Here is a 22,620-nt window from a genome sequence, read left to right on the forward strand (position 1 = left end):
CTCTCATTTTCGTCCAAGGGTATTTTGGTGACGGCGACAGCATTTCATCCATTTGGCAGACGCGCGGTTGCGGCCCTGCTTGCGGGCACCATCTGCCCGTCCGTCGCAATCGCGCAGACGGTGGGCGCTCCGTCCACCGCCGCGCCGCCGCCCGCTCCGGTGTTCGTGCCCGCGCCGCAGGGCGACATCATCACCCAGGTCAATGTCGTCGGCTCGCAGCGGATCGAGCCGGATACGGTGCGGTCCTATGTGAAGCTGCGCCCCGGCCAGCTCTACACGGCCGAAGTCGGCGATCAGGCGATCAAGGACCTGTTCGAGACCGAGCTGTTCGCCGATGTGACGGTGCGCGAGACCGCGGCCGGCGTGGTGACGATCGAGGTGAAGGAAAACCCGGTCATCAACCGCATCATTTTCGAGGGCAACAAGCGGCTGAAGGAAGACAAGATCCTGAAGGAGATCCGCCTCGCGCCGCGGCAGATCTTCACCCGCTCCAAAGTTCGCGCCGATGTCGCCCGGATCATCGAGCTGTATCGCCGTCAGGGCCGGTTCGCCGCGACCGTCGAGCCGCAGATGGTGATGCTCGACCAGAACCGGGTCGATATCGTCTATGCGATCTCCGAAGGGCCGAAATCCAAGGTCCGCCAGATCAACATAATCGGCAACGACAAATTCAGCGCCGATCGCCTGCGCGGCGAAATGGCGACCAAGCAGACGCGCATCACCAGTTTTTTCAGCTCCAACACCAGCTACGATCCCGACCGTCTGGCCTATGACCAGCAGAAGCTGCGCCAGTTCTACCTGACCGAAGGTTATGCTGATTTCCGCGTCGTCTCGGCAGTCGCCGAACTGACGCCGGACAAGGAAGACTTCATCATCACTTATGTGATCGAGGAAGGCGAGCGGTATAAATTCGGCGAGGTGAAGGTCGAAAGCGAGCTGCGCGACTTCAAGCCCGATTTCGTCAAGTCGCTGCTGCCGATGAAGGCGGGGGACTGGTACAACGCCAAGCAGGTCGAAGACACGGTCAACTCGATCAGCGAGACCGCCGGCCTGCTCGGCTATGCGTTCGCGCAGGTCGAGCCGAACTTCAACCGCGACGCCGAAACGCGGACGATGGAGCTGACCTTCCAGGTCGCCGAGACGCCGCGCGTCTATGTCGAGCGCATCGACATCAACGGCAATACCATCACGCAGGACAAGGTGATCCGGCGCGAGTTCCGCCTGCAGGAAGGCGACGCGTTCAACGCCTTCCTCGTCAAGCGTTCGAAGGACCGGATTCAGTCGCTCGGCTATTTTCAGGAAAAGTTCGACATCGAGCAGAAACCCGGATCCGGCCCGGACCGCGTCGTTCTCGAAGCGAACCTCGAGGAAAAGCCGACCGGCGAACTTACGCTCTCGGCGGGTTTCTCCAGCCTTGAGCGGTTCATCGTCAATGCCGGGATCTCGCAGAACAACTTCCGCGGACGCGGCCAGTCGGTCAGCGCGTCGGTCAATTATTCGCAGTTCAACAAATCGGTCGAACTGGGCTTTACCGAACCCTATCTGCTCGATCGCAACATCGCCCTTGGCGGCAATATCTTCCGGCGCGATTTCAACCAGTTCAACTTTATCGGCGGGAACCAGCGCAACACCACCTACAGCCAGGTGTCGACCGGGTTCCAGCTGCGCCTCGGCGTGCCGCTGACCGAATATATGCAGTTCCAGGCGCGCTATAACTTCAGCATCGACGATGTGTCGCTGGCGCAGGACTTCTTCACCGGCGGGCGCTGCGATCCGTTCCTGGCCGGGCGCTTCCTGTGCGACACCATCGGCCAGCAGTCGACCTCGTCGATCGGCTATTCGATCGTTTATTCGACGCTCGACAATGGCATCCGCCCGACCCGCGGCAGCCGCATCACCTGGAATCAGGATTTTGCGGGCCTGGGCGGCAGCATCCGTTATCTGCGCAGCCGCCTGAATGCCGACAAATATGTCAATCTCGGCCGTGGCTTCGTCCTGAACTTCGGGCTGGAGGGCGGCTATATCCGCTCGTTCAACCGCACCCAGCGCGACGAGCAGGGCAATGCGATCGAGCCGGTGCGGATCATCGACCGCTTCTTCCTCGGCCAGCCCCAGTTCCGCGGCTTCGAGATTCGCGGCGTCGGTCCGCGCGTGCTGCGCTACCAGCTGGACGAAAATGGCGAGCCGATCATCGGCCGGCGGCGCGAACTGCTCGCCGACGACTCGCTTGGCGGCCGCGCTTATTATCTCGCCAAGATCGAGATGCCGCTGCCGCTGGGCGCGGGGATCCGCGAGCTGGGCATCCGGCCGTCTCTGTTCGTCGATATCGGTTCGGTGTTCGGGGTCAGGCGGCCGCAAACGACGTCGCGCGAAACCTTCCGCGATCCGGCGGACGGCGTGATCAAGGCCAAGTGCCGCAACATCGCAACCGGCCAGCTGTCCTTCCCGGCGGCCGGCGGTGCCTGCCCGACCGGCTCGACCGTGCTGCCGGCGTTCGACGAGCAGTTTCTGGGCGACACCTGGAAGCCGCGCGTGTCGGCCGGCTTCGGGGTCAACTGGAACTCGCCATTCGGCCCGCTGCGTATCGACATCGCCAAGGCGCTTGTTACCCAGCCGGGCGACGATCCCCAGCTCATCACTTTCAACGTAGGGACCCAGTTCTGATGACCAAGCTCACCACCATCGCGCTTGCCGCGCTCGCGCTCTCCGCCGCTCCGGCCGTCGCGCAGAAGCTGCCCAACGCGACCATCGCGGTTGTCGATACCGACCGCATCCTGCGTGAATGCACGGCCTGCCGCGCCGCGCAGACCCAGCTGCAGGCGCAGGTCCAGCAGCTTCAGCAGCGCCAGCAGACGCTGGCCGCGCCGCTGCAGACCGAGGCGCAGCAGCTCCAGACCCAGGTGCAGGCGCTGCAGGGCAAGCAGCCCGATGCCGCGCTCCAGCAGCGCATCCAGGCGCTCCAGACCCGCCAGAACCAGGCCAATGAGGAACTGAGCCGCGGCGAACAGAATCTGCGCTCGATCCAGCAGCATGTGCTGCAGCAGATCAACCAGCGCCTCGGGCCGATCATCGATGCCACGCTCACCGCGCGCGGCGCGAGCGTCGTGCTCGACCGCGGGTCGGTGCTGGCAGTCGCGCCGACGGTCGACCTGACCAACGACGTGCTCGCCCAGCTCAACACCCAGCTGCCCAGCGTCAGCGTGACCCCGCTGCCCCAGCCGGCGCAGCAGCCGGCCCAGCAGCAGCCTCAGGGCCGCTGATCATGGCCGGTGAGGCGGTCGAACGCGGGCCGCTGGACATCACCCGCGTGCTCGCGGCGCTGCCGCACCGCTATCCGATGCTGCTCGTGGACCGGGTCGAAAGCCTGGTCCCCGACCAGTCGATCGCGGCGATCAAGGCGGTGTCGTTCAACGAACCGTTCTTTCAGGGGCATTTCCCCGGTCGGCCGATCATGCCCGGCGTGCTGATCGTCGAGGCGCTGGCGCAGGCCGCCGGTGTGCTGGCGATCGAGACGCTCGAGCTCGCGGGGACGGGCAAGCTCGTCTATTTCATGGCGATCGAGAATGCGAAGTTCCGCAAGCCGGTCGAACCGGGGGTGCTGCTGCGCCTCGAGGTCAGCTTCGTCCAGAAGCGCGCGCGGGTGTGCAAGTTCGCCGGCCGCGCGCTGGTCGACGGCGAACTCGCCGCCGAGGCGTCGTTCACGGCGATGATCGCCGACTCCCCTGCCTGAGGCAGGGCGGGAACGCTCATCGGTTGAACCACCGGGCCGGTTCTGCTACCGGCCCGCCTTCCATTGATCCGGCTGGTCGGAAACCAGCCCTGACGGAGCAAGGCGCATGAAGAAGAACATCCACCCCGACTATCACATGATCAAGGTGCAGATGACCGACGGCACCGTCTACGAGACCCGCTCGACCTGGGGCAAGGAAGGCGACACCATGGTCCTCGAAATCGACCCGCTGGCCCATCCGGCCTGGACGGGCGGTACCCAGCGCCTGCTCGACGCCGGTGGTCAGGTCGCGCGCTTCAACAAGCGCTTTGGCGGCCTCACGCTCGGCAAGAAGTAAGTCGGATCTGCCGGCACCGCGTCACGGGGCGCGGTGCCGGCCACCATCTGGATCAGCCGGCTTATCGATCAGCCGGCATATCGATCAACCGGCAGGCGTCAGCGGCCTGAACGCGCCATCCGCCGGGTCGAGCAGGCTCAGCACCCCGTCCGCGATTGAGAAGATCGCGCCGTGCAGGCGCAGTGCGCCCGCCGCCTCGCGCGGGGCGATGAACGGGAAGCTGCGCAGATTGGCAAGGCTCACCCGCACGCTTTCGCGTTCCAGCGCCGCAATTGCATCCGGCCCGTCGCCATGTTCGGCCAAGACGCGCTGTCGCGCCTGATCGAGCAGGCCGATCCAGTCATGGATGAAACCGCCATCGCCCGGAGCCGATGATTCGAACCGGTGGCTGAGCGCGGCGCTCACCCCGCCACAGGCCCCGTGCCCCATGACGACGATGTCGCGTACCCGGAGCTGCGTCACCGCGAACTCAAGCGCCGCCGACACGCCGTGATGCCCGCCGCCCTGTTCGAACGGCGGCACCAGCGCGGCGACGTTGCGCACGACGAACATCTCGCCCGGCGAGGTGTCGAAAATCTGCGCCGGATCGACCCGGCTGTCGGAACAGGCAATCACCATCACCTGCGGCGTCTGGGCCTCCGACAGGGCGGCCCAGCGTTCGCGCTGCGTGGTCCAGCCGGAGTCATGGAACCGGCGATAGCCCGCGATCAGCGCCTCAAATCCCTGTTTCATCACGGTTGCGGTTAAGGCCGCGCGCCGGGGGTGGCAAGGCCGGCACCGGATCGCTATCTGCACGCTCATGACCGAACCGCTTTCGACCGAGCCGCGCGCGCCGCGCATCCGCAAGCCCGACTGGATCCGCGTCAAGGCGCCGACCAGCACCGGCTTTGCCGAGACCCGCGCGCTGATGCGGCGGCTGAACCTTGCGACCGTGTGCGAGGAGGCCGCCTGCCCGAATATCGGCGAATGCTGGACCAAGAAACATGCGACCGTGATGATCCTGGGCGATGTCTGCACGCGCGCCTGCGCGTTCTGCAACGTCAAGACCGGCATGCCCCGCGCCGTCGATCCCAAGGAGCCGCAGCATGTCGCCGACGCCGCCGCCGAAATGGGGCTGCAGCACATCGTCATCACCTCGGTCGACCGCGACGATCTGCCCGATGGCGGTGCCAGCCAGTTCGTCAAGGTGATCGAGGCGCTGCGCCGCACGACGCCGTCGACCACCATCGAGATCCTGACGCCCGATTTCCGCAACAAGCATGAAGCGGCGGTCGAGGCGATCGTCGCCGCGCGGCCCGACGTCTACAATCACAATCTGGAAACGGTGCCCCGGCTCTACCCGACGATCCGGCCGGGTGCGCGCTATTATGCGTCGCTGCGCCTGCTCGAACAGGTCAAGCGGCTCGATCCGACGATCTTCACCAAATCGGGCATCATGCTCGGGCTGGGCGAAGAGCGGCTGGAGGTGCATCAGGTGATGGACGACATGCGCTCCGCCGATGTCGATTTCCTGACGATGGGCCAGTATCTCCAGCCCACGCCGCGCCATGCCAAGGTTGCCGAGTTCGTGACCCCGCAGGCGTTCAACGCCTATGCGGCGATTGCCCGCGCCAAGGGCTTTCTGCTCGTCGCCTCGTCGCCGCTCACCCGGTCGAGCTATCATGCCGGCGAGGATTTCGAGCGGTTGCGCGCGGCGCGCAACGCCCGTCTGGGGCGCTGATCGCGGTGCCGCGCCACAGCGAGACCCGGCAGCTGCCCTATTCGCCGGAGCAGATGTTCGACCTGGTCGCCGATGTCGCGCGCTATGGCGAGTTTCTGCCCTGGGTCGCGGCGGTGCGGGTGCGATCAGACAGCGAGACCGAAATGGTCGCTGACCTGATCGTCGGCTTCAAGGCGCTGCGCGAACGCTTTACCAGCCGCGTCCACAAGACGCGGCCGGCGCGCATCACCGTCGATTATCTCGACGGGCCGCTCAAGCATCTCAGCAACGAATGGGGCTTCCGGCCGGACGGGCAGGGCGGCACGCTGGTCGATTTCACCGTCGATTTCGCGTTCCGCAACCGGCTGTTCGAAGCGATTGCCGGCCAGATGTTCGACACCGCGCTGCGCAAGATGATCGGCGCGTTCGAGGCGCGGGCCGCTGCGCTTTATTCCGGCGCGACCGACGCCTCGGGCATCAGCAGCTCAAGCGCGCACAACGCCGCCTGAAGCCGGATTCCGCCCCGGCCGAGATCGCCGAACTCGCGCCGCTCGGCCTTGACCTGATCGGGCGCGGCATCGCGTTCGGCGCGGGCGAACACCACGGTGCCGACCGGCTTTTTCTCGCTGCCGCCGCCCGGGCCGGCAATGCCGGTGATCGCCACCGCGACATCGGCGCGCGACCGGGCGAGCGCACCCTGCGCCATCGCCCAGGCGACGGCGACCGATACCGAGCCGAAGGTTTCGAGCACGTCGAGGCTGACCGACAACAGGTCCATCTTCGCCTCGTTCGAATAGGTGACGAAGCTGGTTTCGAACACGTCGGACGACCCGGCAATCTCGGTCAGCGCGGCACTCACCAGCCCGCCGGTGCAACTTTCGGCCACCGCGATGCGCCGCCCGGCAGCGCGATTGGCCTCGATCACCGCGCGCGCAGCCTCGCGCAGCTGTTCGGGCAGCAGATAATCCGTCATTCCAAAACCTCCCTCGGCCCCGGATAACCGGCGATTGCGGCGACCGCGTTGCACCGTGCCGAAGGGCAGGTGACGCGGCGCCGGCCGGTCATGCCAGAGCGTCGATGATCCGCACTGTGGCCACGGCCTGGGCGGCAATGCCTTCGCCCCGGCCGGTAAAGCCCAGCCGCTCCGTGGTCGTTGCCTTGACGCTAATCCGCCCTTCGGGAAGCCGCAACAGCCCGGCAATGTGCGCGCGGATGGCGTCCCGATATGGGCCGATCCGGGGTGCCTCGCAAATGATGGTCAGATCGACATGCTCGATCCGCCCGCCGGCACGCGCGACGCGCAGCGCGGCATGTTCGAGAAAGCGTGACGACGCCGCGCCGCGCCATTGCGGATCGCTGGGCGGGAAATGGCTGCCGATATCGCCATCGCCGATCGCGCCGAGCACCGCATCGGTCAGCGCGTGCAGCGCGACATCGGCATCCGAATGGCCGATCAGGCCCTTATCATGGGGAATGTTGATCCCGCCCAGCCACAGCGGATAGCCGTCGCCCAGCCGGTGGACGTCATAGCCCATGCCGGTGCGCCAGCTGCTCGCCGCCGCCAGCCAGGTCTCGGCGCGGTCGAAATCGGCCGGGTGGGTGATCTTGTCGAGCACCGCGTCGCCGGTGACCAGCGCGACCGGCTGCCCCAGCGCGCGCAGCATCTGGGCATCGTCGGTCGGTTCCTCGGCACCCGCCCAGCCGCGATGGGCGGCAAGGATCGCGTCGAGCCGGAAGGCCTGTGGCGTCTGCACCCGCTGCAACCCGTCGCGCGGCACGATGTCGCCCAGCGTGCCCGCATCGCCACGGGCGAGCGTGTCGGCAACCGGCAGCACCGGCACCGCACCGGCCGCATCGTCGAGCGCCGCGGCCAGCCGGTCGATCACCGCGACCGGGACCAGCGGGCGGGCGGCGTCATGGATCAGCACCCGCGCGCCGTGCCCGAGCGCTGCGACCGCCTCCAGTCCTGCGACCGCCTCCAGCCCCGCTGCGACCGAGGCACGCCGCGTCGCCCCGCCCGCGACCATCGCCAGCACGGGCCTGCCGTCGAGTGCCGCATGTGCTATCTCCTCGGCACCCTCGGCCACCACCAGCACCACGCCGCCGACGCGCGGATGGCGCATCAGCCCGTCATGGGCATGGGCGATCAGCGGCATGCCCGCCAGCGCGCGATATTGCTTGGGCAGGCCGCCGCCTGCGCGCTCACCGCGCCCGGCGGCAACGATCACTGCGATCATATCGGTCATGCCCCGGGCGATAGACCGCTTGCGCCTTGTCGGAAAGGCCCGACACCGCTATGGGACTGCCTCTTTTCAAGGCACATCATGTCGCGACTGAAGCCCATCGAGATCGGTCCGGTGCGGATCGAAAGCCCCGTGCTGCTGGCGCCGATGACCGGCGTCACCGATCTGCCGTTCCGGCGGATCGTGCGCCGTTACGGATCGGGGCTGAACGTGACCGAGATGATCGCCAGCCAGGCGATGATCCGCGAGACCCGCCAGTCGCTGCAAAAGGCCGCCTGGGACCCGATCGAGGAACCGGTGTCGATGCAGCTGGCCGGGTGCAGCCCGCGCGAAATGGCCGAAGCGGCGCGGCTGAACGAGGATCGCGGGGCTGCGATCATCGACATCAATATGGGCTGCCCGGTTAAGAAGGTGGTGAATGGCGATGCCGGATCGGCGCTGATGCGCGATCTGCCGCTTGCCGCCGCGATCATCGAGGCGACGGTGAAGGCGGTCAGCCGCCCGGTGACGCTCAAGATGCGGATGGGCTGGGACCATCAGAGCCTCAATGCGCCCGAACTGGCGCGCATCGCCGAGGATCTGGGTGTTAAGATGATCACCGTGCACGGCCGCACCCGCTGCCAGATGTACAAGGGCGAGGCCGACTGGGTGTTCGTCGCGCGCGTCAAGCAGGCGGTGAAGGTGCCGGTGATCGTCAATGGCGACATCTGCTCGATCACCGATGCCGAACAGGCGCTGGCGCAATCGGGCGCGGACGGGGTGATGATCGGCCGGGGTGCCTATGGCAAGCCGTGGCTGCTCGCGCAGGTGATGCGCTGGTTCGCGACCGGGCAGGCGATGCCCGACCCGACGATCGAGGAGCAATATCACTTGATCGTCGAGCATTACCGGGCGATGCTCGACCATTATGGCGAGACGACCGGCGTCAACATGGCGCGCAAGCATATCGGCTGGTACACGCGCGGCCTGACCGGCTCGGCCGAGTTCCGCAACCGGGTGAATCAGGAAGCATCGGCGGACCGGGTGCTGGCGATGCTGGCCGAATTCTATGCCCCGTGGCTGAGCCGGGCGGCGGCCTGATTTCCGGCGCGGCGGGCATATCGGCGGTGGAGATCATCGCCGCATTGCCCACCCCGCTTCTGGTCCTCGACCCCGATGAGCGGGTGCGCGAGGCCAATGCGGCGGCGGAAAACCTGCTCAATATCGGTGTCGCGACGATGCGTGGCCGGCCGCTGTCCGACCTCATCGTGCCGCCGCTCGATTATGTGCGCCGCACCGGCAGCGACGCCGCGCTGGCGCTTTACGATCAGCCGCTGATGACGACGCGGGGGCTGAGGCTGCGCGTCGATTTCCTTGTCGGCCCGGTGCTCGACCGGCCGGGCTGGCGCGTGCTGGTGCTGCAACAGGGGGCGGTGACGCGCGGGCTGGGCCCGGCGCGCGAACGGGCGGGGCGCAGCGCGGTCGGCGCGGCGGCGATGCTGGCGCATGAGATCAAGAACCCGCTGTCGGGCATTCGCGGCGCGGCGCAGCTGATCGAAAGCGAGGTGCGCGGCGAGGCACGCGCGCTCACCCGCCTCATCCGCGGCGAGGTCGACCGGATCGCCGCGCTGATCGACCGGATGCAGCAGTTCACCGATGAACGCCCGGTGCCGCTGGCGGCGGAGAATCTCTATACCGTGCTCGACCATGTCCGGCTGGTCGCGGCGTCGGGCTTTGCCGCCCATGCGGTGATCGAGGAACGCTATGATCCGTCGCTGCCGCCGGTGCTCACCCACCGCGATTCGCTCGCGCAATTGCTGATCAACCTGCTGAAAAACGCCGCCGAGGCGGTTGCCGACAAGGGGCTGATCCAGATCGCCACCGCCTATCGCCACGGCGTGTCGGTGGCCGATGGCAGCGGCGGGCGCGTCGCATTGCCGATCCAGATCCGCGTCAGCGACGACGGGCCCGGCGTGCCCGAAGATCTGGTCGAGCATCTGTTCGAACCGTTCGTGACCACCAAGCGCGGCGGGCAGGGGCTGGGCCTGGCACTGGCCGACAAGCTGGCCCGCGACATGGGCGGCATACTGCGCTATTCGCGTGAGGAGGGGCGCACGGTGTTCCGCCTGCTGCTGCCGCGCGCGCAATGAGGGGGTGATGGCCCATATCCTGCTTCTGGACGATGATGCCGCGATCCGCACAGTGGTCACCGCCGGGCTGAGACGGGCGGGGCATACGGTGACCGGCGTCGGCACCATCGCCGCCGCTGCCGGAGCGATTGCGCGGGCCGATCTGTTCATCACCGATGTCGTGCTGCCCGATGGCGACGGGCTGGAAGCGGTCGAGCGGCTGGCGGTGCGCCGCCCCGACATTCCGGTGATCGTGATGTCGGCGCAGAACACGCTGACCACGGCGGTGCGCGCGACCGAGCGCGGCGCGTATGAGTATCTGCCCAAGCCGTTCGATCTCGACGAGCTGGTGCGCGCGGTCGACAGCGGCCTGCTGGCGCGTGGCCGCGCCGAGCCTGCGCCGCGCACCGCCCCGCTCGACCGGATGCCGCTGATCGGCCGGTCGGCGGCGATGCAGGACGTCTACCGGACCATCGCCCGTGTCGTCGCCACCGACCTGTCGGTGCTGGTGATGGGCGAAAGCGGCACCGGCAAGGAGCTGATCGCCCGCGCGATCCACGAGCTGGGGCCGCGCGCAGGCGCGCCGTTCGTGGCGATCAACATGGCGGCGATCCCGCGCGAGCTGATCGAATCCGAACTGTTCGGGCATGAGCGCGGGGCCTTTACCGGCGCACAGGCGCGCACGCCCGGCCGTTTCGAACAGGCGCGCGGCGGCACGCTGTTCCTCGACGAGATCGGCGACATGCCGCTCGAGGCGCAGACCCGGCTGCTGCGCGTGCTCCAGACCGGCGAATATCATCTGGTCGGCGGCGCCCGGCTGGAGCGCGCCGATGTGCGCGTGATCGCGGCAACCCACAAGCATCTGCCGCGCCTGATCGAGCAGGGGGTGTTCCGCGAGGATCTTTATTACCGGCTGAACGTGGTGCCGATCGACGTGCCGCCGCTGCGCCGCCGCCGTGAGGATATCGAGCTGCTCGCGCATCATTTCCTCGATCAGGCGGCGGGCGAGGGGCTGCCGCGCAAGACGCTTGGCCGCGACGCGCTCGACCGGCTGGCGGCGCATGGCTGGCCGGGCAATGTCCGCGAGCTGGAAAATCTGATGCGGCGTCTGGCCGTGCTGGCGCGCGAGGACAGCATCGGCGCAGCGACGATCGAACGCCATCTGGGTGCGGCCGCCCAGCCCGCCGATGATCCGCAACAGGCCGATCTGGCTGCACTGGTCGAACGCGCGCTGGCGGCGCAGTTTGCCGAACATCATCCCGACCTGCCCCCGGACGGGCTGTATGACCGGGTGATCGCGACCATCGAGGTGCCGCTGCTGACCGCCGCGCTGGCCGCGACCGGCGGCAATCAGCTGCGTGCGGCATCGCTGCTCGGTCTCAACCGCAACACGCTGCGCAAGAAGCTGGGCGATCACGGCATCGATCCGCAGCGCACCCGCCGGCGCAGCTGACGGGCAGTGTTGCTCCCGGGCAACATGTGCTTGCCCGCGCCACGATCTGTTGTAATGATGCAACGATGAATGCCGGTTTGCATCAGGCGGCGCCGCGTCCGATCTCTCGCTGGCGGCGGGCATTTGCGGTGGCGCGCGGGCGCACCCGCTATGTGCCGCTGCTGGAACTGGCGACGCTGTTTGCCGCCGTCGCCATCGGCATTGCCAGCTATTTCCTGCTTGCCCGACAGCCGGCCAATTCGCCGCTGTCGCCGCCGTTCATGGCGCTGCTGCTGGTTGCCAATCTGGTGCCGGCGATCGCGCTGCTCGTGCTGCTCGGGCGGCGGGTGGCGATGCGTCGTGCCGCGCGCTCGCCGGTCGGCGGGGGCGGGCGGCTGCATGTCCGGCTGGTCGCGCTGTTTTCGACCATTGCGGCGGTGCCGACGCTGCTTGTCGTCATCTTTGCATCGCTGCTGTTCCAATATGGCGTCGAGTTCTGGTTTTCCGACCGGGCACGCGGGATGCTCGAAAACGCAAGCGAGCTGGCCCAGGGCTATTACCGCGAAAAGCGCCGCGACGTCGCCGACGAGACTGTGACGATGGCGGGCGACCTGCGCGATTTCCTGCGCGAAGCGGGGCTGGCCAGCCCTGAGTTTGCCGAGGGCTATGGCTGGCAGGTGCTGGCCCGCAAGCTCAGCGAGTCGGCCATCGTGACGATCTCGCCCGACGGCACGGCGCGGACGCTGGCGATGGTCAATCCCGATGCGCGGCCGGTCGAGGAACGGGTGTCGCCCGATATCGTGCGCCAGCTGGGCCGGGGCGTGCCGGTGGTCGTGACCAACAGCATGGACCGGATCGAGGCGGTGACGCGGCTGCTGCCGGATTCGCCAACCTATCTCTATGCCTCGCGCGCGACCGATCTGAATGCCCTGTCGCAGTCGCGGCGGGCGGCGGCGGTGCTGACCGATTACCGGGCGCTGCTCGAACGCTCGCGCAGCCTGCAATTGCGCTTCAACGCCGCCCTGCTGCTGATCTCGCTGCTGATCGTCGGGGCGGCGGTGTGGATCGCGCTGACCGTCGCCGACCGGCTAGTGAGGCCTGTGGGCGAACTGGTCGATGCCGCGCGCAAGGTTGCGGGCGGCGATCTGGCCGCGCGCGTCGAGGCCCCGCGCTCGCGCGACGAGATCGGCACGCTCGCCTTTGCGTTCAACCGCATGACCGAGCGGCTGCAGGAACAGACCCAGGCGCTGGTTGCCGCCAACGACCAGCTCGACCGCCGCCGGGCCTTTACCGAGGCGGTGCTGTCGGGCGTGACCGCCGGGGTGATCTCGATCGATGCCGAACGGCGCATCCTGCTGATCAACAGTTCGGCGGCGGCGTTTCTGGCGATGGCCGGCGATCCGGTCGGTGCGCGGCTCGACGCGGTTGCGCCCGATCTGGCCCGGCTGATCGACGGCGTGGATCCGGAACCGGTCGTCCAGCTGGTGCGCGACGGCGAGACCCGGACGCTCGCCGTCAAGATCGTCGCCGATGCGCACGGGCATGTGATCACCTTTGATGACATCACCCAGCAGCTGCTCGACCAGCGCCGCGCCGCCTGGTCCGATGTCGCCCGGCGGATCGCGCACGAGATCAAGAACCCGCTGACCCCGATCCAGCTCGCGGCGGAACGGCTCCAGCGCCGTTATGGCAAGGACATCGCCACCGACCGCGCGACCTTTGACCGGCTGACCGAGACCATCGTGCGCCAGGTTGGCGATCTGCGCCGCATGGTCGACGAATTCTCGTCCTTTGCGCGGATGCCCAAGCCGATGTTTGCGGCCGAATCGATCGTCGATATCGCCCGTCAGGCGATGTTCCTGCACGAGGTCGCGCATCCCGGCATCCGCTTTGTCCTGAACGCCCCCGATCCCGCGCCGGGGCTGGTGTGCGACCGCCGCCAGCTGGGCCAGGCGCTGACCAACATCGTCAAGAACGCGGTCGAGGCGATCGGCCGGCGTTCGGGCGAGGGTGCCGCTTCGGGCACGGTCGAACTGACGATTGCCGATGAAGGCCCGCGCCGGCTGGTGGTGACGGTCGCCGATGACGGGGCCGGCCTGCCGGGCGAGCGGGCGCGGCTGTTCGAGCCTTATGTGACGCTGCGCGCGCGCGGCACCGGCCTTGGCCTCGCGATCGTGAAGAAGATCGTCGAGGAGCATCTGGGCACGATCGATTTGCATGACCGGGACGGGGGCGGGGCGGTGGTCCGCATTCTCCTCGATCCCGGCGCGCTCGCCCCGCTGGCGGGCAGGACGGACGGGCTGGACAGCGCCGCGTGACGCGGGCGCGGCGGCAGGATGGTGATGGAAGGACGGGAATGGCGCTCGATGTTTTGATTGTCGACGACGAGCAGGACATTCGTGACCTCGTCTCCGGCGTGCTGGAGGATGAGGGCTATACCGCGCGCGGCGCGGCCGACAGCGACAGCGCGCTGGAGGCGATCCGCGACCGGCGGCCCTCGCTCGTCCTGCTCGATGTCTGGCTGCAGGGGTCGCGGCTCGACGGGCTCGATCTGCTCGAAGAGATCAAGCGCCGCGATCCGTCGCTGCCGGTGCTGGTGATTTCGGGGCATGGCAATCTCGACACCGCCGTGACCGCGATTCGGCGCGGGGCGGCCGATTTCATCGAAAAGCCGTTCGAGGCCGAGCGGCTGCTGCATCTCGTCAGCCGCGCGACCGAGACCGAGCGGCTGCGCCGCGAGAATGCGACGCTCAAGGCGCAGATCGGCGGGGGTGACGAACTGACCGGCAACAGCTCGGCGATCAATGTCGTGCGCGCGACGCTGAAGCGCGTGGCGCCGACCGGCAGCCGCGTTCTCGTCACCGGGCCGGCGGGGGTGGGCAAGGAAGTGGCGGCCCGGCTGCTGCATCTGTGGAGCCCGCGCGCCGATGCCCCGTTCGTGATCGTCAGCGCCGCGCGGATGACGCCGGAGCGGGTCGAGGAGGAGCTGTTCGGCGTGGAAGAGGGCGGCGAGGTCAGCCGCCCCGGCCTGCTTGAACAGGCGCATGGCGGCACGCTGTTCCTTGACGAGATTGCCGACATGCCGGTTACCACCCAGGCCAAGATCCTGCGCGTGCTGACCGATCAGAGCTTTGTGCGCATCGGCGGCCAGCGCACGGTGAAGGTCGATGTCCGTGTCGTGTCGGCGACCGCCCGTGATCTGCCCGACGAAATCGCCGCCGGACAATTCCGCGAGGATCTCTATTACCGGCTGAACGTGGTTCCCGTGCATCTGCCGCCGCTAGCCGAACGGCGCGAGGACATTCCCGCCCTCGTCGACCATTTCGTCGCCCGCTATGCCGCCGAACGGCGGGTGCCGACCCCGGACCTTGCCGACGATGCGGTGGCGGCGCTTCAGGCCTATGACTGGCCGGGCAATGTCCGCCAGCTGCGCAACATCGTCGAACGCACGATCATCATGGCGCCGGGCGACCGGATCGGCCGGATCGAGCTGGACATGCTGCCGCCCGAAATCCTGTCGGCCCAGCCACAGGTGGCGACCAGCGCGAGCGCGACCGCGATCATGGGCGCACCGCTGCGCGAGGCGCGCGAGACGTTCGAGCGCGAATATCTGCGCATCCAGATCCGGCGGTTTTCGGGCAACATCTCGCGCACGGCCAGCTTTATCGGGATGGAAAGATCGGCCCTGCACCGCAAGCTCAAGCTGCTCGGCCTTGCCGACCAGCGAGAGGAGGACTGAACGGGGAATGCGCGGGGCGTAACTGCCTCTCGACGTTACGGACCGCGGCCGCTATGTTGGCTCCGCCTGTGTTTGGGCGGGCCTCAAAGCCGCCGGAAAGAGCGGAGGATCTGACATGGCCGACAAGGTCAATAATCTTCAGGACATGTTCCTGAACTCGCTGCGCAAGTCGAAGACGCCGGTGACCATGTTCCTGGTCAAGGGCGTGAAGCTGCAGGGTATCATCACCTGGTTCGACAATTTCTCGGTGCTGCTGCGCCGCGACGGCAATTCGCAGCTGGTCTACAAGCATGCGATCTCGACGGTAATGCCTGCCCAGCCGGTCGATCTCGCCCCCATCGAACGCGCCTTTGCCGAAAACGGCAAGCGCCCGGCGCTGCTGCAGGAAGTGTTCCTGAACGCGGTGCGCCGCAGCGGCGATCCGGTGACGATGTTTCTCGTCAACGGCGTGATGCTGCAGGGCGAGGTTGCGGCGTTCGACCTGTTCTGCCTGTTGCTGCGCCGCGACGATCAGACCCAGCTGGTCTATAAGCACGCCATTTCGACCGTGCAGCCGGCGCACCCGCTCAATCTGGCCGAAGAGCAGGATCAGGGCGACTGATCCCGCGCCGGGCTTGATCCGCCCGCGGTTGAGCCGGGGCGTCATCGTGCCTATCTGGTGGCGATGAGTGGTTTTGAACGTGATCCGGACGAGTTTGCGCGTGGCGCGCGGGCCGTCATCGCCCATCCCGACCTGCGCCAGGGCGATCCGCGCGACACCGAGGCGCGGCTGGACGAAGCCGCCGGCCTTGCGCTTGCCATCGGCATCGATGTGCGTGAGCGAATCGCGCTGCGCGTGCGCGCACCCAAGCCCGCGACGCTGTTCGGCAGCGGCCAGGTCGAGGAGATCGCCGCCGCCATCGCCGCGCACGACGCGCAGCTGCTGATCGTCGACGGGGCGATCACCCCGGTCCAGCAGCGCAATCTGGAACAGGCGGTCAAGGCCAAGGTGATCGACCGCACCGGGCTGATCCTTGAAATCTTCGGCGAACGCGCCGCCACCGCCGAGGGGCGGTTGCAGGTCGAGCTCGCGCATCTCGATTATCAGGCCGGACGGCTGGTGCGCAGCTGGACCCATCTTGAGCGGCAGCGCGGCGGCTTCGGCTTTCTGGGCGGTCCCGGCGAAACCCAGATCGAGGCCGACCGGCGGATGATCCGCGACCGCATGGCGCGGCTGAGGCGCGAGCTGGAGACGGTGACGCGCACCCGCACCCTCCACCGCGACCGGCGGCGGCGCGCGCCCTGGCCGGTGATCGCGCTGGTCGGCTATACCAATGCCGGCAAATCGACGCTGTTCAACCGGCTGACCGGGGCGCGGGTGATGGCCGAGGATCTGCTGTTTGCAACGCTTGATCCCACGATGCGCCAGATCAGCCTGCCGGGGCTGGACAAGGCGATCCTGTCCGACACCGTGGGTTTCGTCTCCGACCTGCCGACCCAGCTGGTCGCGGCGTTCCGCGCCACGCTGGAGGAAGTGATATCAGCAGACCTGATCGTCCATGTCCGCGACATCGCCCATCCCGACAGCGACGCGCAGGCATCCGATGTCGAAAAGGTGCTGGCCGAAATCGGGGCCGAGGCCCCGCGCATCGAGGTGTGGAACAAGACCGACCGGCTGGGCGAGGCCGGCGAGGCGGTGCGCGCCGAGGCGGCGCGGCGTGACGATGTCGTGCTCGTCTCCGCCCTCACCGGCGACGGTGTCGATGCGCTCAGGCGGCTGCTGTCGGATCGGTTGACCGCGAGCAACCGCGTCCGCCATGTCGATCTGGCGCTGGCCGATGGCGCGGGGGCGGCCTGGCTGCACGAACATGGCGAGGTGCTGGGCAGCGCGATCCACGACGACCGGGTCGCCTTCGACGTGCGCCTGTCGGATGCCGACTGGAACCGCTTCCTCACCCGGACGGAGCAGCCGCGGGGCTGAACGGCGGGGGATTTGGCGCGCCTGCCGAAATCGCTTACGCCTGCGCAATGACCATCGACCTCGAGATCGCCCGCGCAACGCCGCTCCAGCCCATCGGCGCGATTGCCGCGCGCGCAGGCATCCCCGAGGCGGCGGTCGAGCCTTATGGCCGCCTCAAGGCCAAGATCCTGCCCGAAATGCTGCCCCCGGCCGGGCGCGGGCGGCTGATCCTCGTCACCGCGATCAATCCCACCCCGGCGGGGGAGGGCAAGACGACCATGTCGGTCGGGCTGGCCGATGCGCTCAACCTGACCGGGCGGCGCACGATGCTGTGCCTGCGCGAGCCCTCGCTCGGCCCCTGTTTCGGGCAGAAGGGCGGCGCGACCGGCGGCGGCCATGCCCAGATCGGGCCGATGGACGACATCAACCTGCATTTCACCGGCGATTTCCACGCCGTCACCGCCGCGCACAATCTGCTCGCGGCGATGATCGACAATCATGTCCATTGGGGCAATGCGCTGGGCATCGATGTGCGCCGGATCAGCTGGCGGCGGGTGCTCGACATGAATGACCGCGCACTGCGCCAGACCGTGCAGGGGCTGGGCGGACCGGGCAGCGGCTTTCCGCGCGAATCGGGCTTCGACATCAGCGTGGCGTCGGAGGTGATGGCGATCCTGTGCCTGGCCGAGAACGCCGCCGATCTGCACGATCGGCTGGGCCGGATCGTGATCGGCCAGACCCGCGAGCGCCAGCCGGTGACGGCGCGCGACCTGAAGGCCGATGGCGCGATGGCGGTGCTGCTGAAAGATGCGCTGCGGCCCAATCTTGTCCAGACGCTCGCCGGCAATCCCGCGCTGGTCCATGGCGGGCCGTTCGCCAACATCGCCCATGGCTGCAACTCTGTGATCGCCACGCGCACCGCGCTTGGCCTTGCCGATTATGTGGTGACCGAGGCCGGCTTCGGCGCCGATCTGGGTGCGGAGAAATTCTTCGACATCAAATGCCGTCAGGCGGGCCTTGTGCCCGATGTCGCCGTGCTGGTGGCGACGGTCCGGGCGCTGAAGATGAATGGCGGCGTCGCCCGCGCAGAACTGGCGCGCGAGGATGTGGACGCGGTGGCGCGCGGCGCGGCGAATCTCGTACGCCACATCGAAAATCTGCGCCTGTTCGGGGTGCCGGTGGTCGTCGCGCTCAACCATTTTCACGGCGACAGCGATGCCGAGATCGCCGCGGTGCGCGCGGCAGCCGCCGGGGCAGGGGCGGACATGCATCTCTGCCGCCACTGGGCCGAGGGCGGGGCGGGGGCGACCGCGCTGGCCGATGCCGTCGCCGCGCTGGCCGAGGGCGGCTCGGCGCAGTTCGCGCCGCTCTATCCCGATGATCTGCCGCTCATCGACAAGATCGAGACGGTGGCGCGGCGCATCTACCGGGCCGAACGGGTCGAGGCCGGCCCGGCGATCCGCAGCCAGCTCGCCGCCTGGGAAGCCGCCGGGCATGGTCGGCTGCCGGTGTGCATCGCCAAGACGCAATACAGCTTTTCGGCCGACCCGGCGCTGCTCGGCGCGCCCGAGGGTCATGTCCTGCCGGTGCGCGAGGTGCGGCTGGCCGCCGGCGCGGGGTTCGTCGTCGCGATCTGCGGCGACATAATGACGATGCCCGGCCTGCCGCGCCAGCCGGCGGCCGAGGCAATCCATCTTGACGAAGACGGGCTCGCGCAGGGCCTGTTCTGACCCGAAACGACCGTTTCTGAATGGGTTGACCAAGTCCGCCTGTGCCGGCGGGCTGGGCGTTTTGCGCCCTGCGCCGCCCGCGCGGTCGGCCTTCCCCGGCCTCATCCGTAGATAACCGTATTCAGCCGCGGTGCAGCAAAGGGGATTTGCTCAGCGGGGCACACAGGCCGGTTTCGGCTCGAACACCCCCTTTCATGGCGCCGGATTCGGCTCGCGCAGGGAAAAGGGAATGGTCACTCTCACGCTCAAGACATTCGGCTGGCTCGGCCTGGCGCTCATCGCGCTCGCCGCCGCCATCGCCGCAGCCGATGCCGGCTTTGCGACACATATGACGATTGCGGCGCTGGCCGCGCTCGTCACCGCCTTCGTCACCGCGCGCGGCGCGGGCAATCCGGCGCTCGGGCGGCCAAAGCCTGCACCCGCCGGCTATGACGATGATCTGATCCGGCTGGGCGTGATCGCCACGATGTTCTGGGGCATGGCCGGCTTCATCGCCGGCCTCTACATCGCGCTCCAGCTCGCGTTTCCCGCGCTCAACCTCGGGCTTGAATACACGACCTTCGGGCGGCTGCGGCCGCTGCACACCTCGGCCGTGATTTTCGCCTTTGGCGGCAATGCGCTGATCGCCACCAGCTTCTGGGTCGTGCAGCGCACCTGCCGGGCGCGGCTCGCCTTTCCCGCGCTCGCCCGGTTCGTGTTCTGGGGCTATCAGCTGTTCATCGTGCTGGCGGCGACCGGCTATCTGCTCGGCATCACCGAGGGCCGCGAATATGCCGAGCCGGAATGGTATGTCGATATCTGGCTGACGTTGGTCTGGGTCGCGTATCTGGCGGTCTATATCGGCACCATCGTGCGCCGGCACGAGCCGCATATCTATGTGGCCAACTGGTTCTATATCGCCTTCATCGTCACCGTGGCGATGCTCCACCTCGTCAACAACCTGTCGCTGCCGGTCAGCCTGGTCGGTGCCAAATCCTATTCGGCCTTTGCCGGGGTGCAGGATGCGCTCACCCAGTGGTGGTATGGGCATAACGCCGTCGGTTTCTTCCTGACCGCCGGTTTTCTGGGCATGATGTATTATTTCGTGCCCAAACAGGCCGAACGCCCGGTCTATAGCTATCGGCTGTCGATCGTCCATTTCTGGTCGCTGATCTTCCTCTATATCTGGGCCGGTCCGCATCATCTGCATTACACCGCGCTGCCCGACTGGGCGCAGACGCTGGGCATGGTGTTTTCGATCATGCTGTGGATGCCCAGCTGGGGCGGGATGATCAACGGCCTGATGACCCTGTCGGGCGCGTGGGACAAGATCCGCACCGATCCGATCATCCGCATGATGGTGCTGGCGCTCGCTTTCTACGGGATGAGCACGTTCGAAGGCCCGCTGATGTCGGTCAAGGCGGTCAACTCGCTGTCGCACTATACCGACTGGACGATCGGCCATGTCCATTCGGGCGCGCTGGGCTGGGTCGGCATGATCAGTTTTGCCGCCGTCTATTTCATGACGCCGCGCCTGTGGCAGCGTGAACGGCTCTATTCGCTGCGCATGATCAACTGGCACTTCTGGTGCGCGACGGCGGGCATCGTCCTCTACGCCTCGGCCATGTGGGTCGCGGGCATCATGCAGGGGCTGATGTGGCGCGAATATGGGGCGGACGGCTATCTCGTCTATTCCTTCGCCGAAGTCGTCGCCGCGATGAAGCCCTATTATCTGATCCGGGCGGCCGGCGGGGCGCTCTACCTGCTCGGCGCGGCGTTCATGGTGTGGAACATCACCCAGACGATCCGTGGCCGGCTGCGCGACGAAGCGCCGCTCGACGACGCGCCCTATGACCCCGCTGCCGACCGTCCGCTACCCGCCCGCGCCGCCATGGCGCCGGGCCATGCGATCGCCGCTGAATAAGGAACCCCGACATGGCGACCAAAATCCTCGACCATGGCAGGATCGAACGCAACGTCACGCTGCTGATGGTCCTGTCGCTCATCACCGTGGCCATTGGCGGCATCGTCGAGATCGCGCCGCTGTTCTGGATCGACTCGACGATCGAAAAGGTCGACGGCGTCCGGCCCTATACCCCGCTCGAACAGGCGGGCCGCGACATCTATGTCCGCGAAGGCTGTTTCAACTGCCACAGCCAGATGATCCGTCCGTTCCGCGACGAGGTCGAACGCTATGGCCATTACAGCCTGGCGGCCGAGAGCATGTACGACCACCCGTTCCAATGGGGATCGAAGCGCACCGGGCCGGACCTTGCCCGGGTCGGCGGCCGCTATTCGGACGAATGGCATGTCCAGCATCTGAAGAACCCGCAGCAACTGGTCCCTGAATCGATCATGCCCGGCTATGCCTTTCTCGCCACGCGCGAGCTGAAGGTGCCGGACATGGCGGCCAGCCTGACCGCGCTGCGCCGGGTAGGCGTGCCCTACCGCGACGACCAGATCGCCAGCGCCGGGGCCGATCTGTTCACCCAGGCCGATCCCGCCGCCGACAGCAGCGCGTTTCTGAAGCGTTATCCGACCGCGCAGGTGCGCGATTATGACGGCGATCCCAAAAGGGTGACCGAAATGGATGCGCTGGTCGCCTATCTGCAGATGCTCGGCACGCTGGTCGACACCCGCAAGGCGGCGGCGATGGAGCAGGCCAAATGAGCTACCATCTGCTGCGCGAGCTGGCCGACAGCTTCGGCCTTCTTTTCCTGGTCATCGTCTTTCTGACCGCCGTCATCCGCGCCTTCCGGCCCGGTGCCCGGACCCATCATCTGAACGCCAGCCTCATTCCGCTGAGCGACGAGGAACCGCGTCATGGCTGACACGAAACTGCCCCCGGTCGAAACCACCCAGCATGAATGGGACGGGATCGAGGAACTGAACACCCCGCTGCCGCGCTGGTGGCTGTGGACCTTCTATGCGACGATCATCTTCTCGGTCGGTTACATGATCGCCTATCCGGCGGTGCCGCTGCTGAGCAGCGCGACGGCGGGGATGCTGGACTGGAGCAGCCGGGGCCAGTTCGCCCAGGAACAGGCAGCGGCAAAGGCCGCCCGCGCCGGCACCGAACAGGCGCTCGCCAGCCTGCCGATCGAGCAGATCGCCGCCGATCCCCGGCTGATGCGCGCGGCGGTCGAGGGCGGTCGCGCGGCGTTCAAGGTCAACTGCGTCCAGTGTCACGGGGCCGGGGCGGCGGGTTCGCCCGGCTATCCCAACCTCAACGACAATGACTGGCTGTGGGGCGGCGATCTGCGCGCGATCCACACCACGCTTGAACATGGCATCCGCCATCCGGGTGACGAGGCCACCCGCATGTCGCAAATGCCGGCCTTTGGCCGCGACGGCATCCTGAATGCGGGGCAGATCGCCGATGTCGTCTCGCATGTCCGGGTGATTGCCGGGGCCGAAGCGCCGAGCCGTGCCGCACAGCGCGGGGCGCAGCTTTATGCCGACAATTGCGCCGCCTGCCACGGCGCGGAGGGCAAGGGCGACCGCGCGCTCGGCGCGCCCAATCTGACCGATGCGATCTGGCTTTATGGCGGTGATCGCGCGGCGCTGACCCAGACGGTCGCCAATGCCCGCTACGGCGTGATGCCCGCCTGGAACCGCAAGCTTGACGCGGCGACGATCAACATGCTCGCCGCCTATGTCCACAGCCTGGGCGGCGGGGAGTGA

The 22,620-nt window shown here is 67.6% G+C and carries 21 protein-coding genes; 18 read left to right on the top strand and 3 right to left on the bottom strand.

Features of this window, described 5'->3' with window-relative positions; genetic code table 11:
- The first annotated feature begins 21 nt into the window (after positions 1-21).
- The 4 genes from bamA (at position 22) to rpmE (ending at position 4,067) form a co-directional block, all read left to right on the top strand.
- Complete coding sequence (bamA, locus tag OPU66_RS00640; protein WP_498551789.1) at positions 22-2,664, top strand: outer membrane protein assembly factor BamA; 2,643 nt, start codon at positions 22-24, stop codon at positions 2,662-2,664.
- Positions 2,664-3,260 (top strand): OmpH/Skp family outer membrane protein, encoded by a 597-nt coding sequence (locus tag OPU66_RS00645; RefSeq protein ID WP_498551665.1) that lies wholly within the window; start codon positions 2,664-2,666, stop codon positions 3,258-3,260. Before bamA ends, OPU66_RS00645 begins: the two co-directional genes overlap by 1 nt.
- Positions 3,261-3,262: 2 nt before the next feature.
- Positions 3,263-3,730 (top strand): 3-hydroxyacyl-ACP dehydratase FabZ, encoded by a 468-nt coding sequence (gene fabZ, locus OPU66_RS00650; RefSeq protein ID WP_498551666.1) that lies wholly within the window; start codon positions 3,263-3,265, stop codon positions 3,728-3,730.
- A gap of 106 nt (positions 3,731-3,836) precedes the next feature.
- Positions 3,837-4,067: a 50S ribosomal protein L31 gene (gene rpmE, locus OPU66_RS00655; RefSeq protein WP_160593128.1), complete on the top strand. Its 231-nt coding sequence runs from the start codon at positions 3,837-3,839 to the stop codon at positions 4,065-4,067.
- Positions 4,068-4,151: 84 nt separating this feature from the next.
- Here rpmE and OPU66_RS00660 read toward each other — a convergent pair whose 3' ends face one another.
- Positions 4,152-4,799 (bottom strand): carbonic anhydrase, encoded by a 648-nt coding sequence (locus OPU66_RS00660; RefSeq protein ID WP_498551667.1) that lies wholly within the window; start codon positions 4,797-4,799, stop codon positions 4,152-4,154.
- A gap of 67 nt (positions 4,800-4,866) precedes the next feature.
- Here OPU66_RS00660 and lipA point away from each other — a divergent pair, with 67 nt between their 5' ends.
- Positions 4,867-5,787 (top strand): lipoyl synthase, encoded by a 921-nt coding sequence (gene lipA / locus OPU66_RS00665; RefSeq protein WP_160593126.1) that lies wholly within the window; start codon positions 4,867-4,869, stop codon positions 5,785-5,787.
- Positions 5,788-5,792: 5 nt separating this feature from the next.
- Positions 5,793-6,275, top strand: coding sequence for a type II toxin-antitoxin system RatA family toxin (locus OPU66_RS00670; protein WP_498551668.1), 483 nt, complete (start codon positions 5,793-5,795; stop codon positions 6,273-6,275).
- On the opposite strand, the gene OPU66_RS00675 is transcribed toward OPU66_RS00670, so the two are convergent.
- Positions 6,215-6,739 (bottom strand): CinA family protein, encoded by a 525-nt coding sequence (locus OPU66_RS00675; protein WP_498551669.1) that lies wholly within the window; start codon positions 6,737-6,739, stop codon positions 6,215-6,217. The two genes, OPU66_RS00670 and OPU66_RS00675, sit on opposite strands and share 61 nt — an antisense overlap.
- Positions 6,740-6,827: 88 nt before the next feature.
- Positions 6,828-8,012, bottom strand: coding sequence for a bifunctional 2-C-methyl-D-erythritol 4-phosphate cytidylyltransferase/2-C-methyl-D-erythritol 2,4-cyclodiphosphate synthase (locus OPU66_RS00680; RefSeq protein ID WP_498551670.1), 1,185 nt, complete (start codon positions 8,010-8,012; stop codon positions 6,828-6,830).
- A gap of 78 nt (positions 8,013-8,090) precedes the next feature.
- Between OPU66_RS00680 and dusB the strand changes: the two genes are divergently transcribed.
- The 12 genes from dusB (at position 8,091) to ccoP (ending at position 22,620) form a co-directional block, all read left to right on the top strand.
- On the top strand, positions 8,091-9,089 hold the full coding sequence (gene dusB / locus OPU66_RS00685) for a tRNA dihydrouridine synthase DusB (protein ID WP_498551671.1): 999 nt from the start codon (positions 8,091-8,093) through the stop codon (positions 9,087-9,089).
- Complete coding sequence (locus tag OPU66_RS00690) at positions 9,065-10,138, top strand: two-component system sensor histidine kinase NtrB (protein WP_498551672.1); 1,074 nt, start codon at positions 9,065-9,067, stop codon at positions 10,136-10,138. The genes dusB and OPU66_RS00690 overlap by 25 nt, the downstream gene beginning before the upstream one ends.
- Positions 10,139-10,145: 7 nt before the next feature.
- Complete coding sequence (ntrC, locus tag OPU66_RS00695; RefSeq protein ID WP_498551673.1) at positions 10,146-11,570, top strand: nitrogen regulation protein NR(I); 1,425 nt, start codon at positions 10,146-10,148, stop codon at positions 11,568-11,570.
- A gap of 65 nt (positions 11,571-11,635) precedes the next feature.
- Positions 11,636-13,867, top strand: coding sequence for a sensor histidine kinase (locus tag OPU66_RS00700; protein WP_498551674.1), 2,232 nt, complete (start codon positions 11,636-11,638; stop codon positions 13,865-13,867).
- A 38-nt stretch (positions 13,868-13,905) separates the two neighbouring features.
- Complete coding sequence (gene ntrX / locus OPU66_RS00705) at positions 13,906-15,288, top strand: nitrogen assimilation response regulator NtrX (RefSeq protein ID WP_498551675.1); 1,383 nt, start codon at positions 13,906-13,908, stop codon at positions 15,286-15,288.
- A gap of 115 nt (positions 15,289-15,403) precedes the next feature.
- Entirely contained in the window at positions 15,404-15,889 is a 486-nt protein-coding gene (hfq, locus tag OPU66_RS00710; RefSeq protein ID WP_498551676.1) for an RNA chaperone Hfq, read from the top strand.
- Between the two features lie 63 nt (positions 15,890-15,952).
- Positions 15,953-17,248, top strand: a complete 1,296-nt coding sequence (hflX, locus tag OPU66_RS00715; protein ID WP_498551677.1) for a GTPase HflX — start codon at positions 15,953-15,955, stop codon at positions 17,246-17,248.
- A 47-nt stretch (positions 17,249-17,295) separates the two neighbouring features.
- Entirely contained in the window at positions 17,296-18,957 is a 1,662-nt protein-coding gene (locus tag OPU66_RS00720) for a formate--tetrahydrofolate ligase (RefSeq protein WP_498551678.1), read from the top strand.
- Positions 18,958-19,186: 229 nt separating this feature from the next.
- The gene (gene ccoN / locus OPU66_RS00725; RefSeq protein ID WP_498551679.1) at positions 19,187-20,860 is read left to right on the top strand and encodes a cytochrome-c oxidase, cbb3-type subunit I; all 1,674 of its coding nucleotides are present in this window, start codon (positions 19,187-19,189) and stop codon (positions 20,858-20,860) included.
- A gap of 11 nt (positions 20,861-20,871) precedes the next feature.
- Positions 20,872-21,606: a cytochrome-c oxidase, cbb3-type subunit II gene (gene ccoO / locus OPU66_RS00730; RefSeq protein WP_498551680.1), complete on the top strand. Its 735-nt coding sequence runs from the start codon at positions 20,872-20,874 to the stop codon at positions 21,604-21,606.
- A complete protein-coding gene (locus OPU66_RS00735; RefSeq protein WP_498551681.1) occupies positions 21,603-21,767 on the top strand; it encodes a cbb3-type cytochrome oxidase subunit 3 in 165 nt (54 codons plus the stop codon). The genes ccoO and OPU66_RS00735 overlap by 4 nt, the downstream gene beginning before the upstream one ends.
- The gene (gene ccoP / locus OPU66_RS00740) at positions 21,760-22,620 is read left to right on the top strand and encodes a cytochrome-c oxidase, cbb3-type subunit III (protein ID WP_498551682.1); all 861 of its coding nucleotides are present in this window, start codon (positions 21,760-21,762) and stop codon (positions 22,618-22,620) included. Before OPU66_RS00735 ends, ccoP begins: the two co-directional genes overlap by 8 nt.

Source organism: Sphingomonas sp. URJC2, assembly GCF_059803575.1.